Source organism: Streptococcus suis (assembly GCA_002831545.1).
Classification (GTDB): Bacteria; Bacillota; Bacilli; order Lactobacillales; family Streptococcaceae; genus Streptococcus; species Streptococcus suis_P.
Map to the genome: position 1 here is coordinate 594,826 of CP025095.1, position 13,127 is coordinate 607,952.

Here is a 13,127-nt window from a genome sequence, read left to right on the forward strand (position 1 = left end):
GGATTATGTTAGAGTAAGAAGAAATGTGACTAAATTGGAGGAATGTATGTCAATCAAACAGATGGTTAGTATGGCGCTAGTAGTGTGGAATTTACTTGTCTTCATTACCTATGGTATGGATAAAGGGAAGGCAAGAAAGAACGCCTATCGGATTTCAGAAAAGACCTTATTACTCATGTCCTATTTTGGTGGCGGGTTGGGGGCCTGGGCAGGTGGAACCCATTTTCGGCATAAGACACAGAAAAAGTATTTTCAACTAGCCTGGACTATAGGGGTATTGATTGATGCAGTGATTATGTACTGGATGTGGAAATAGGCGAAAGCCTTTTTCTTTTTCCGAAAATATGAAAAATCGACTGAAAACCATGAAAGAACCGAATATTTGAATATTAAGCGCATAATTGCTTGACAGCTTGTTTTTTTTTTTTTTTTTAGTATACTGGTAAGCGTGCCTTTTGGCATAAAAGTTTTATATAAATGGAGGTTTTTAGTATGAAAATCAAAAGAAGTTCTAGCAAGAAACAACTTCATAAGTGGACCAAGCTAGGAGTTGGATTAGCAGCGGTCACTGTTTTGGGAGGGTTGGTTGAGCCGGTGGGGTTGGCAGATTTTGGTTTGACCAAGGTTTATGCAACAGAACAGGCAGATCCAGCTTTGGAAGCCAGAAAGATTGAAATCAAGACCATGATCCAGAGTTACCGTGATCTAGTCGGTCAGATAAAAGCTCTTAATCCAGCGGACTATACGGAAGAATCGTGGAATAAGAACTATGATGGCGATGTTCGGATTTATCTTGGAGCACAAAGTATTGCTACTGCTTACAATGATGATTTAACCTTTTCTTCATTGAGCTTAGATGGGGTTGATAGTCACCAAACATTAAATGAGTTAAATGCAACCTATATGTTTGGATATATTTATGTTGAGAATTCTATCCCAGTCTTGAAGCAAGCAATGGCAGATTTAGTCCCGGTATCAGAATCGGTTGAAACTCCGACAGACAAACCAGCTGAAAACCCAGTGGAACAGCCAGAACCTGCGGGTGATACTAACTCTACTGATACGAATACAGTAAACTATACTATCCAATTAGTAGATCAAGACGGTCAAGTTCTCCAAACCATTCAGCAGAGTGGAGTTGAAGGAACTGAGGTAAGCTTTGACTTTCCGGTAATATCAGGTTATAGAGTAGGTAAGACTGAGGGCTTTGACTCATGGACGTATGGGAAAGGTGGTACTTTCAGACTAGTTGCCAATAAGACTGTTAAGGTATACTATGACAAAGCTCCTTCTATTGACTCATTAATTAGACCTGAACAACGTGTGGAGTATCAGAAAGTTTTTGATACCTTCCATACCACTGTCTTGAAAGCTTTTGAAGTCTATAAGAAAGAGTTGGGAGTAGACCATATTATCCGCCTGACAGAGGATGAAGCTAAGTTTAATCAGATTACTCAATCAGAGGATTTAACTACTTTACAATTAGAGTTAATTTTAGTTGAAAATTTATTTAACGAACCAGTAGGTCGAGTATTGACAGATCAAGATATTATCAATGCTATTGGTTGGACTCCTGAATACTGGGATCATCAAATCGCTTACCATAAAGAAATTACTCAAAAACTTGAAAAAGCAATGGCTAACATTGCTGCATCAAAGGCAATTCCGACAGTTCCAGTAGATCAATCGATCACGATTAAGGCTGTCTATACTGAGGAACAAATTGAGCCTGGTCAAAAAGTTGATGTGTTAAAAGAAATTGAGTATACACTCAAACCAGGGGAGAGTGTTGTTCTAGAACCCCTCACATTTGAAGGTTGGACATCAAGAGTAGCTCACGAAAGACAAACAGTTACTTACGAAGGAGCTAAGGCAAGACCTAACAAGGAATACTACTTCTATTACATAGAAGAGGGTACAACACCAACAGAGAAACCAATTGAAACTCCGGCTGAAACTCCAACTGAAAAACCGGCCGAACAGTTAGTTGAAAAACCAACTGAACAACCAGTTGAGAAGTTGGTTGAAAGACCAACTGCAAGTCCAACTGGTCAGTCAGCATCAGAAAAACAAGCAACCAAACAGGGAGATAAGGAGCCTGCGGCACCAGCAAGCCAAAGCAAACAGTCAACTGACAAACCTGCACCAGCTAGTCAGTCACAGGCAAAAACTTTACCAGCTACTGGTGAAGTCAGCTCCGTCCTACGCTTGACAGGTCTGGGCTTACTGGGACTAGCAGGTCTGGCCGTGAAAAGACGCCAACGCAAGTCATTTTAAGCAAGAATCCTTTAAACGAGATTGAAAGATCTCGTTTTTTGCTGGTTTCTAACAATACCTACTGTCATGCTCCGTCTTTCTATGCTATAATGTTTCTATGATGAAACAAGAAAAAATCTCAACTTATCAATTATTATTAGCCCAATTGGAGGCTCTTTTAGAAGGTGAAACCAATGCTTTAGCCAATCTATCAAATGCTTCTGCTTTGCTCAATCAAGCTCTACCAAACTCTGTCTTTACAGGATTTTACTTGTATGATGGTAGTGAATTGATTTTGGGGCCTTTTCAGGGTGGCGTTTCCTGTGTTCATATTGCACTTGGAAAAGGTATCTGCGGTGAGGCTGCAGCTAAGCGCCAGACTATTCTCGTAGACGATGTTCGTCTACATGATAACTATATTTCCTGCGATGCGACAGCCCTGTCAGAAATCGTGGTGCCCATGGTGAAAAACGACCAGCTTTTGGGCGTTTTGGACTTGGATTCGAGATTAGTAGCTGATTATGATACGATTGACCAAGACTATCTAGAAAAGTTCGTTACTCTCTTGATTGAGAAGACGGACTGGAATTTTGCTATGTTTGGAGAAAAACGCTAATGTACCAAGCTTTATATAGGAAGTACCGAAGCCAGACCTTTGGGGAGATGGTGGGGCAGGAGGTGGTTGCGACCACACTCAAACAGGCCATTGAACAGGGGAAAATCAGTCATGCCTATCTCTTTTCAGGTCCTCGTGGTACGGGTAAGACATCGGCAGCTAAGATTTTTGCCAAGGCCATGAACTGTCCTAATCAGGTTGGAGGCGAGCCTTGTAACGATTGTTATATCTGTCAAGCTATTACGGAAGGTAGCCTGGAAGATGTGATTGAGATTGATGCTGCTTCCAACAATGGTGTGGATGAAATCCGTGACATTCGTGATAAATCGACCTATGCACCTAGTCTTGCGACCTATAAGGTCTATATCATCGACGAGGTCCACATGCTGTCTACTGGTGCCTTCAACGCCCTCTTGAAGACCTTGGAAGAGCCGACTGAAAATGTGGTCTTTATTCTAGCAACGACGGAATTGCACAAGATTCCTGCTACCATTCTGTCAAGGGTGCAACGATTTGAATTTAAGTCCATTAAGGTGACGGACATTCAGGAGCACTTGGCTGCAATTTTGACCAAGGAAGGGCTAATCTTTGACGAGCAGGCTCTGACGATCATTGCGCGTCGGGCAGAAGGGGGGATGCGGGATGCCCTATCCATTTTGGATCAGGCTCTCAGCCTTAGTCAGGACCAGCAAGTGACCTTAGAAATTGCTGAGGAAATTACGGGGTCTATCAGCTTGCGTGCCTTGGATGACTATGTGGCAAGTTTGCGTCAAGGGGATAGTGTCACAGCTCTCCAGCATCTACAAACCTTGTTTGACCAAGGAAAGAGTATGAGCCGTTTTGCGACAGATCTTTTGCACTATTTGAGAGATGTCCTTATCGTGCAGACGGGTGGTGAGGATACGCATTTAACAACAGGTTTTTCAGAAAATCTAGCTCTTGAGCAGGCACGGATTTTTACCATGATAGAGATGGTGACCAGGGGGTTGGCGGACATCAAGTCCAGTCCTCAGCCGAAGATTTACGCTGAAATGATGACCATTCGTTTGGCTGAAGATAGTTCTCCTTCGGGGGCAATGGCAGAGCTGCCAGCTGATTTACTGGGTCAACTAGCCAGTCTGCAACAACAAGTTGCGGATTTACAGAAACAACTAGGTCAATTATCTAGTCAACAAATTGCTGTTAAGCCAGTTTCACGCAAGCCACAGGCTCCGAAGAAGTACCGATTGGATACCAGCAAGGTTCATGCAATTTTGCAGGAAGCTATGGAAAATCCAACCTTGGCGCGTGAAAATTTGACTCGCTTGCAGAATGCTTGGGGAGAAATTATCGAGAGTCTGTCAGGAGCAGAGCGAGCCTTGTTGGTTGGTTCTCAACCAGTTGCTGCCAATGAAAATCATGCGATTCTAGCCTTTGATTCTCCGCTTAATGCTGAACAGACGATGAAGCGTGACAATCTCAATACCATGTTTGGAAATATTCTCAGCAAGGCAGCTGGTTTTTCCCCACAGATTTTAGCTATTGCTCAGGAAGATTGGGTAAGTATTCGTGCTGAATTTTCGGCGAAAGCAAAAGGGCAAAAGACACAGGAAATCGAAAAAGAAGCCAGTCCAGTCCCAGAAGAATTTGGCTTTCTCGCAGATACAGTTGAGATTAGAAATGATTAGAAAATGGGAGTGCAAAACACGAACAAATCTGCCAATCAACCACTGCGCTGAGATGTTGACGCGAACTCTGAGAAGTGAGCCTGGGCTTTTTGCCCAGCCTCGAATAGTTTTGATAGATATTTTATACTATATTCAATCCTAAATATTTTTCATATCTCCTTAAGAAAGCACCAATTAGATTGGTGTTTTCTTGTTTAGAAAAGAATCGAAACCTATCAAGAAAGCATATAAAAATTCAGCCAGTTGACTGAATTTTTGGTATAATCTATTTTATGAAACTTCCACAATTTCTTTTTTTAGCCATTACAACTATTTTAGCTGTTTATTTTATGAATGCATCGATTTTGACAGGAGATTTCTTGATTGCAGGTATCTACGCCTTTATCGCCTATCGGAATCTTCATTTTGCTTACAAGGTGACTAAATTTATTCGTTTGGTGGAGAAGCAGACCAAGAAGTAAGGCTGATTTCTCCGCTGGAGATAATTTTTGCTTTGCCATTGTCTAACTGGATGACCAGATTTCCTGTATCAGTAACAGCGATGGCTGTACCCTTAAATTCAACTTGATTTTCTACAAAGCTCACTTGTTGGCCAACGACAAGTGATTTTTCTTTGTAAAGGGCAATTAGTTCCTTCTCATCGGTTTCTAAGAAGGCTTTCCAGATGGCAGTAATGAGTTGATTGCGGGTAAATGGTGGTTGTTCCTCGAAAAGATTTCCTGCAGATTGTTGTAATTCCTTAGGGAAATCGTCTATGCGGACATTGATGCCGACACCGATAATGACATCGGTTACCCGTTGGTTTTCCATAGAAGAGATAGCCTCAGTGAGGATGCCAGCGACCTTTTTGTGTCCGAGATAGATGTCATTGACCCACTTGATTTGGACGTCCAAGTCGCAAAGGGATTGAATGGCCTTGACAACAGCAGCTGCAGCTAAAATGGTGTAGGGCTTAAATTCTAGAAATGGAACATTGGGAGAGAGACGAAGCGACATATAAATGCCACCGGACTTGGAGGCATAAAAGGGTCTCCCAAATCGTCCCTTGGCTTTATTCTGATAGGGAGCTAGATATAGGGCAGGACTAGTATGACCTGATTCAATACCTTGTTTGGCATCTAGTTGGGTGGAGTCGCTGTCAGCTTTCAGGTAGACAGGCAGTTGGAGTTCCTCTGCAATCAAGTCTGGCAGTAGCAAATCCCCATCGGCCAATTTGTAACCACGATTACGGGCAGCCTCAATAGTTAAACCATGCGTTTCTAACTGGCGAATGGCTTTCCAAACTGAAGTCCGAGAAATACCCAATTCCTGAGCCAAATCTTCTCCGCTCATGTAGTCGTCTTTTTCTTTTAATAGTAAATAAATCTTCTGGTAGGTTTTCATGTCTTCATTATAGCAAAAAATTCACCTAAAACGTGATATAATAGTTTCAAATAAGGAGGTTTTCATGAAGACACTTGATTACATTGTTACATTGACCAGCACTCCGTCACCAACTGGTTTTACGACGGATATTATGAATTACATCAAGGCAGAGGTTGAAAGTTTCGGCTATGTTGCTAGTAAGACCGCTAAAGGTGGTGTTTTGGTGACAGTTCCGGGGGAAAATGACCAGGAACACCGCATGGTGACTGCTCACCTGGACACACTGGGGGCCATGGTTCGTGCAGTGAAACCGGATGGCCGACTCAAAATGGATTTGGTGGGAGGATTTGGATACCCTTCTATTGAGGGAGAAAATTGTTTGATTCATTGCGCTAAAAATGGCAAGACTTTCACAGGTACTATTCTCATGCACCAGACCTCTGTCCATGTCTACCGAGATGCCAGCACAGCCGAGCGGAACCAGACCAATATGGAAATTCGTTTGGACGAAAAAGTGACCAATGCGGACGAGACGCGGGCCTTGGGTATTGAAGTCGGAGATTTTATCTCCTTTGATCCTCGTACCGTCGTGACAGAAACTGGCTTTATCAAGAGTCGTCACTTGGATGATAAGGTATCCGCAGCTATCTTACTTCATCTATTGAAGGTATATAAAGAAGAGGGGATTACTCTGCCTTATACGACACATTTCTATTTTTCAAACAATGAAGAGATTGGCTACGGTGCCAACTCCAACATTCCTGCTCAGGTGGTTGAATATTTGGCAGTTGATATGGGGGCAATGGGAGATGACCAGCAGACTGACGAGTACACAGTTTCTATCTGTGTCAAGGACGGATCAGGTCCCTACCATTATGAACTTCGTCAGCACTTGGTAGCCTTGGCTGAAAGAGATGGAATTCCTTACAAGCTGGATATTTATCCGTACTATGGTTCCGATGCTTCGGCAGCTATGCGAGCAGGTGCAGATGTTAAGCATGCCCTATTGGGGGCTGGTATTGAGTCTAGCCATTCCTACGAGCGGACGCATTTGGATTCTGTAGTTGCGACTGAGCGGATGGTAGATGCCTATTTGAAATCAGCAATGGTAGATTAAGATGAATGAAACCCGTTTTTTAGAGTTATTCAATGACTTGGATAAGGTCTTGCGTAAGGTGTGCGGTGTTGCGGATGGGGAATATGCAGATGTAGGCTCTATGTTGACCAAGGCAAAGGAATTGACGCGACATAATCCCGTTGAGGCGAACTGGGATAAACTCTATGTGGCTCGTCAGTTGCGTAATCTCATGGTTCATGAGAAACGAACAGGTTTGAAGGAAGTAGCCCAACCTTCGCAGGAATTGATCACTGTTTTGGAAAAAGTGATAGCCCAGTACCAAGAACCGATTACCATTGCCGACTATTTGCAAAAGACCCAGAAAATTAAGCCGGTTATTTTTGAGGCCAAGGACAAATTGATAAAGGCTTTAGAAATTGTGGAGCAAGAGCATTTTTCTAAGTTTCCTATTTTTTCTGACAAGGTTTATCAAGGTCTGGTTTCTGACAAGGGATTGACAAATTGGTTGGCCAAGGCAAGCAAGGAAACGGGCTCTATACGTGAAAAATTGGTGGAGGCTAGTCTTGAAGACGTACTAGCTTGTGAGGAAGATAGTATTCAGGTAATTGTTCTACCAATAATAGCCCATCTTTATCAGGTAATTAATCATTTTGAGGGGCGTAAGCGCACAACTATCCTAGTCAGTCGTCAGGCGAGTGGGAAGCTTCATTCGCCAGAGGATCTTGTTGGTATTGTCACAGCCCAGGACTTGGCAGAGATTTATGGGATGGTGGATTGAGTGGAGAAAGGAGAAATCATGTCAACAAATCGTTTAGCTTGGGATGAGTATTTTGCGGCTCAGGCGCTTTTGATTGCCAATCGGGCGACCTGTAAGAGAGCAAAGGTCGGTGCGGTTTTGGTTAAGGACAATAAGGTTATCGCAACAGGCTACAATGGTTCTGTTTCAGGAACCGAACATTGTTTGGATCAGGAACGCCTTATGATTGATGGTCATTGCGCTAGAACCTTGCATGCGGAAGTCAATGCCATTTTACAAGGAGCGGAGCGGGGAATTCCAAAAGGTTTTACTGCCTATGTGACCCATTTCCCATGTCTCAACTGCTCTAAGCAATTGTTACAGGTTGGTTGTAAGCGGGTTGTCTATATCAATGAATACCGCATGGATGACTATGCTCAGTACTTGTATAAAGAAAAGGGCTGTGAGTTGGTTCATTTGCCTCTAGAGGTGGTTAAACAGGCAATTGCAGATGCCGAATTTATCTAATGATTTTGTAGAAGAGTGGGAGTGGGAAAGAACTCGACCATTCATAGAAGAGTTCGTCAACAATTTTTCGTTTTAAGTTGTTGAGTTGAAACAGTCTATCCCCAGACTGTTTCACTCCCACCCCCGCATAGCTCCAACAGTCAGAGTAGTGACTGTTGGAGGTTGGAAATGAAGCGAACTCTGTTCGCATCAGTCGTAATGGTCAGATTTGGAGTGTAAAACACGAATTGCTGAGATTTGCTTCGCAAATCTTATCTCCAACCTTTAACAGTCCACTGGACTGTTAAACCCAATCAACCACTGCGCTGAGATGTTGACACGAACTCTGAGTAGTGGTCCTGGGCTTTTTACCCAGCCTCCTCTTTATTTTTAAGAAAATGCTAGGATAGTCGGTCAATCTATGCTATACTAGAAACGTTATTAAGTCCCGAAAAGGTAGTTTATAGACTAGTTAATATTTGCAAAAACACTTGAAACACAATTAAAGAAGCTGGTAACATTGAATAGTAAGCGTAAAAACTTTACTACACTTCAGTCACTATTTTCTTCAAATAGGGCTGATTTCATACAGTCTGGTATTGTCTTTCTCGTTGAGTATCTGGAAATTTTCCTTTGCTCAAGACAGGTGTCTTTCGCAAATAGGATTTCCCTTTGCTCAAGACAAAAGTCTTTCGCAAAGAACTAGTCTTCGACTAGTTCTTTGTAACCTTAGTAACCCGCTAGGTTTCTAGCATATATTCTATTATAAGGGGGACATTTTTATGTCAGAACGTAAGTTGTTTACGTCTGAGTCAGTATCGGAAGGACATCCGGATAAGATTGCTGACCAGATTTCAGATGCCATTTTGGATGCTATTTTAGCAGAGGATCCAGATGCGCACGTAGCAGCAGAGACGGCTGTTTATACAGGTAGTGTTCATGTGTTTGGAGAGATTTCAACCACTGCCTATGTGGATATTAACCGTGTGGTACGTGATACGATTGCGGAGATTGGCTATACAAAAGGTGAGTATGGTTTTTCAGCTGAGTTGGTTGGGGTTCATCCGTCACTTGTAGAGCAATCGCCAGATATTGCCCAAGGTGTCAATGAAGCTTTGGAAACTCGTCAAGATGCTAGTCAAGATCCATTGGATTTGATTGGTGCAGGTGACCAGGGGCTCATGTTTGGTTTTGCAGTAGATGAAACGCCTGAACTTATGCCCTTGCCAATTTCACTTAGTCACAAATTGGTGCGTCGTTTGGCCGAGTTGAGAAAATCAGGTGAAATTGCTTATCTCCGTCCAGATGCTAAGTCACAGGTAACAGTTGAATACGATGAAGACAACCGACCTGTTCGTGTGGATACAGTCGTTATTTCGACCCAGCATGATCCAGAAGTTAGCCAGGAGCAAATTCGTCAGGATGTCATTGAACGTGTGATCAAGGAAATCATTCCAGCTCATTATCTGGATGACCAAACCAACTACTTTATCAACCCAACTGGTCGCTTTGTCATTGGTGGACCTCAAGGGGACTCTGGTTTGACAGGTCGTAAGATTATTGTGGATACCTATGGTGGTTATTCTCGTCATGGTGGCGGTGCTTTCTCTGGTAAGGATGCGACCAAAGTGGACCGTTCTGCATCTTATGCGGCACGTTACATCGCTAAAAATATCGTAGCAGCTGGTTTGGCTAAAAAGGCGGAAGTTCAATTGGCCTATGCTATCGGTGTTGCTCAACCAGTTTCAGTTCGCATCGATACCTTTGGTACGAGCACAGTAGCGGAAAGCAAATTAGAAGCAGCTGTTCGTCAGATTTTCGATTTACGCCCAGCTGGTATTATTCAAATGTTGGACCTCAAACGTCCGATTTACAAGCAAACTGCAGCCTATGGTCACATGGGACGTACGGATATTGACTTGCCATGGGAACGCTTGGACAAAGTAGATGCTTTACAAGCAGTACTACAAAAGATCAACTAGGAATATTTTCAAAACAGGAGACAGACTTGCCTCCTGTTTTTTTATATATCAAATAACTAGCATTTTACCACCCATTGTGGTAAAATGAAACGTATGCCTTTTTAGGCAAATTAAGAAAGTGAATGCTAGTATGAGAAAAATTGTAATTAATGGTGGAAAAACACTGAAAGGGTCGGTTACCGTTAGTGGTGCCAAAAACTCAGTTGTTGCTCTTATTCCGGCCATTATTCTTGCAGATGGGATTGTTACTCTGGACGGAGTGCCTGCAATCTCGGATGTAGATAGCTTAGTTGATATTATGGAAACAATGGGCGCGACGGTCAAGCGTGATGGTGAAAGCTTGGAGATTGACCCTCGTGGTGTAAAAGACATGCCTATGCCATTTGGTAAAATTAATAGCTTGCGTGCATCCTACTATTTTTACGGTTCCCTCCTTGGTCGCTTTGGTCAAGCTGTTGTTGGCTTGCCAGGTGGTTGTGATTTGGGTCCGCGTCCAATTGATTTGCACTTGAAAGCATTCGCAGCCATGGGTGCGAAAACAACCTATGAAGGTGAATATATGCGCTTGGCAACTAATGGTCAGCGTATTCAAGGGGCACATATCTTCATGGATGTTGTCAGCGTCGGTGCGACAATTAATACTATCTTAGCAGCTGTCAAAGCAGAAGGCCGTACAGTTATTGAAAATGCGGCGCGTGAACCTGAAATTATTGACGTGGCAACTTTGCTTAATAATATGGGGGCACGTATCCGTGGTGCGGGTACAGATATTATCACCATTGAAGGCGTAGACAGTCTAAAAGGAACACGTCATCAAGTGATTCCAGACCGTATTGAAGCAGGGACTTATATTGCTCTTGCTGCTGCTGTTGGTGAAGGTATTCGTATCGATAATGTCCTTTATGAACACTTAGAGAGTTACATCGCTAAGTTGGAAGAAATGGGTGTTCGCATGACCATTTCTGAAGATAGTATTTTTGTTGAAAAGCAAGAAACATTAAAGGCAGTGAATATCAAAACTTCACCTTATCCAGGTTTTGCGACAGACTTGCAGCAACCCATTACACCTTTACTGCTTAAGGCAGAAGGGACTGGTACGATTGTTGATACGATTTATGAAAAACGTGTTGGTCATGTGCAGGAGCTTGCAAATCTTGGAGCAAAAATCTCTACTCGTAACAACCATATTGCCTTTGAAGGTCCAAATCAACTGACTGGTACATCTGTTAAAGCTACTGATTTGCGTGCGGGAGCCGCAATGGTTATTGCTGGTTTAATGGCTCAAGGGCGTACAGAAATTACAAACATTGAGTTTATTCTACGTGGTTACTCAAATATTGTTGATAAGCTGACAGAATTAGGTGCAGATATTCAATTGATTGAGGATTAGAGAGTCTAATTGAGAACTACTTTCTCAAAACGTAATCGATTTAAAAACAAAACAATCTGGGGCTGGGAGTAATTCTCAGCCCCTTGGGTACACTATGACACTTTGGACAAGACTAGCGAAGTTTGCTTACTTTGAAACGGACCGTTTGTATTTACGACCATTTTCTTTTGAAGATGGAGAAAGTTTCTATGAAATTGTATCAAATCCCGAAAATCTTCCGTTTATCTTTCCAGCTTTGGAGGACAGAAATATTGCTTTTTCGACAATGGTTGAAAAATTTATGCGTTCACCATTGGGAAACTGGGCCTTAGTTGATAAGTATTCGGAGAGGATGATTGGTGCGCTTTGCTTTGAAAAGGTAGATGAACGTCAACTTTCTGCGGAGCTCAGCTATTTCCTAAAAAAAGACTACTGGAGAAGAGGCTTGATGACGGAAGCAGTGAGGACTTTAGTCTATCTAGCTTTTTATGAGTTTGGTCTGAGGGAGCTAGTTATTGTCACTCATGAGGAAAATGTGGCCAGTCAGATGGTGGCGAAAAAAGCTGGTTTGGTACAGGTTGCGCAGTATCGCGGAAGTGACCGCTATAGCCATAAAACAAGAAATTATCTAAAATTTAGCTTGAAGAGAGCTGAATTTAGTTTAGAAATATATGAGGAGAATGAATGATTACTATTAAATCACAACGAGAAATTGATGCAATGAAACGTGCTGGAGATGTTCTGGCTGGTATTCATATTGGTTTGCGAGAGATTATCAAGCCAGGTGTGGACATGTGGGAAGTAGAGGAATATGTCCGTAAAACGTGTAAGGAAAAGAATGTTTTGCCACTCCAAATTGGTGTTGATGGAGAATTGATGGATTATCCTTATGCGACTTGTTGTGGATTGAATGATGAGGTCGCTCATGCTTTTCCGCGTCATTACAAACTTAAAGAAGGTGATTTACTGAAGGTCGATATGGTTTTGAGCGAGCCTTTGGATAAAGCGGTAGTTGATGTTTCTAAGCTAAACTTCAATGATGTCAAGGCTATGAAGAAAATCACTCAAACCTATCGTGGTGGTTGTGCGGATTCCTGCTGGGCTTATGCGGTTGGTCAGGTCTCTGAGGAAGTTCAAAACTTGATGGACGTGACTAAGGAATGTTTGTACCGCGGTATCGAGCAAGCAGTTGTTGGCAATCGTATCGGCGATATCGGTGCTGCTATTCAAGAATATGCGGAAGGTCTTGGCTACGGTGTTGTTCGTGACTTGGTAGGGCACGGCGTTGGACCAACCTTCCACGAAGAGCCGATGGTTCCTCATTATGGAACTAAAGGTCGAGGTCTTCGCTTGCGTGAAGGCATGGTTTTGACTATCGAGCCTATGATTAATACAGGGACTTGGGAAATTGATACGGATATGAAGACTGGTTGGGCTCACAAAACACTTGATGGTGGTTTGTCTTGTCAATACGAACACCAATTTGTCATCACCAAAGATGGACCGGTTATTTTGACCAGTCAAGGTGAAGAAGGGACCTATTAATTCTCG

At 42.7% G+C, this 13,127-nt stretch carries 14 protein-coding genes; 12 read left to right on the forward strand and 2 right to left on the reverse strand.

Going from position 1 to position 13,127, the window contains the following annotated elements:
* Positions 1 to 46: 46 nt before the first annotated feature.
* The 5 genes from CWM22_03055 (at position 47) to CWM22_03075 (ending at position 5,000) form a co-directional block, all read left to right on the forward strand.
* Positions 47 to 316 carry a DUF1294 domain-containing protein gene (locus CWM22_03055; GenBank protein AUC90960.1) on the forward strand — a complete coding sequence of 90 codons (270 nt, stop codon included), beginning with the start codon at positions 47 to 49 and terminating at the stop codon, positions 314 to 316.
* Between the two features lie 176 nt (positions 317 to 492).
* On the forward strand, positions 493 to 2,277 hold the full coding sequence (locus CWM22_03060) for a hypothetical protein (protein AUC90961.1): 1,785 nt from the start codon (positions 493 to 495) through the stop codon (positions 2,275 to 2,277).
* Between the two features lie 97 nt (positions 2,278 to 2,374).
* Positions 2,375 to 2,872, forward strand: coding sequence for a GAF domain-containing protein (locus CWM22_03065; GenBank protein AUC90962.1), 498 nt, complete (start codon positions 2,375 to 2,377; stop codon positions 2,870 to 2,872).
* Positions 2,872 to 4,539 (forward strand): DNA polymerase III subunit gamma/tau, encoded by a 1,668-nt coding sequence (locus CWM22_03070; GenBank protein ID AUC90963.1) that lies wholly within the window; start codon positions 2,872 to 2,874, stop codon positions 4,537 to 4,539. Before CWM22_03065 ends, CWM22_03070 begins: the two co-directional genes overlap by 1 nt.
* A 272-nt stretch (positions 4,540 to 4,811) precedes the next feature.
* Positions 4,812 to 5,000 (forward strand): DUF3272 domain-containing protein, encoded by a 189-nt coding sequence (locus CWM22_03075; GenBank protein ID AUC90964.1) that lies wholly within the window; start codon positions 4,812 to 4,814, stop codon positions 4,998 to 5,000.
* On the opposite strand, the gene CWM22_03080 is transcribed toward CWM22_03075, so the two are convergent.
* Complete coding sequence (locus tag CWM22_03080) at positions 4,966 to 5,922, reverse strand: bifunctional biotin--[acetyl-CoA-carboxylase] synthetase/biotin operon repressor (protein ID AUC90965.1); 957 nt, start codon at positions 5,920 to 5,922, stop codon at positions 4,966 to 4,968. The two genes, CWM22_03075 and CWM22_03080, sit on opposite strands and share 35 nt — an antisense overlap.
* Before the next feature lie 64 nt (positions 5,923 to 5,986).
* Here CWM22_03080 and CWM22_03085 point away from each other — a divergent pair, with 64 nt between their 5' ends.
* The 3 genes from CWM22_03085 to CWM22_03095 are packed head-to-tail and all read left to right on the forward strand — an operon-like array spanning position 5,987 to position 8,246.
* Entirely contained in the window at positions 5,987 to 7,021 is a 1,035-nt protein-coding gene (locus CWM22_03085; GenBank protein ID AUC90966.1) for a peptidase M42, read from the forward strand.
* A 58-nt stretch (positions 7,022 to 7,079) separates the two neighbouring features.
* Positions 7,080 to 7,760: a hypothetical protein gene (locus CWM22_03090; GenBank protein AUC92828.1), complete on the forward strand. Its 681-nt coding sequence runs from the start codon at positions 7,080 to 7,082 to the stop codon at positions 7,758 to 7,760.
* A gap of 18 nt (positions 7,761 to 7,778) precedes the next feature.
* Positions 7,779 to 8,246, forward strand: a complete 468-nt coding sequence (locus CWM22_03095) for a deoxycytidylate deaminase (protein AUC90967.1) — start codon at positions 7,779 to 7,781, stop codon at positions 8,244 to 8,246.
* 140 nt (positions 8,247 to 8,386) lie between these two features.
* On the opposite strand, the gene CWM22_03100 is transcribed toward CWM22_03095, so the two are convergent.
* Positions 8,387 to 8,494: a hypothetical protein gene (locus CWM22_03100; protein AUC90968.1), complete on the reverse strand. Its 108-nt coding sequence runs from the start codon at positions 8,492 to 8,494 to the stop codon at positions 8,387 to 8,389.
* Positions 8,495 to 9,007: 513 nt separating this feature from the next.
* Between CWM22_03100 and CWM22_03105 the strand changes: the two genes are divergently transcribed.
* From CWM22_03105 to map, 4 genes are all read left to right on the forward strand, one after another.
* Positions 9,008 to 10,207, forward strand: a complete 1,200-nt coding sequence (locus CWM22_03105; protein AUC90969.1) for a methionine adenosyltransferase — start codon at positions 9,008 to 9,010, stop codon at positions 10,205 to 10,207.
* 130 nt (positions 10,208 to 10,337) lie between these two features.
* Positions 10,338 to 11,597, forward strand: coding sequence for a UDP-N-acetylglucosamine 1-carboxyvinyltransferase (locus tag CWM22_03110; protein AUC90970.1), 1,260 nt, complete (start codon positions 10,338 to 10,340; stop codon positions 11,595 to 11,597).
* Positions 11,598 to 11,691: 94 nt separating this feature from the next.
* Positions 11,692 to 12,264: an N-acetyltransferase gene (locus CWM22_03115; GenBank protein ID AUC90971.1), complete on the forward strand. Its 573-nt coding sequence runs from the start codon at positions 11,692 to 11,694 to the stop codon at positions 12,262 to 12,264.
* Positions 12,261 to 13,121 carry a methionine aminopeptidase gene (gene map / locus CWM22_03120; protein ID AUC90972.1) on the forward strand — a complete coding sequence of 287 codons (861 nt, stop codon included), beginning with the start codon at positions 12,261 to 12,263 and terminating at the stop codon, positions 13,119 to 13,121. Before CWM22_03115 ends, map begins: the two co-directional genes overlap by 4 nt.
* The last annotated feature ends 6 nt before the right edge of the window (positions 13,122 to 13,127 follow it).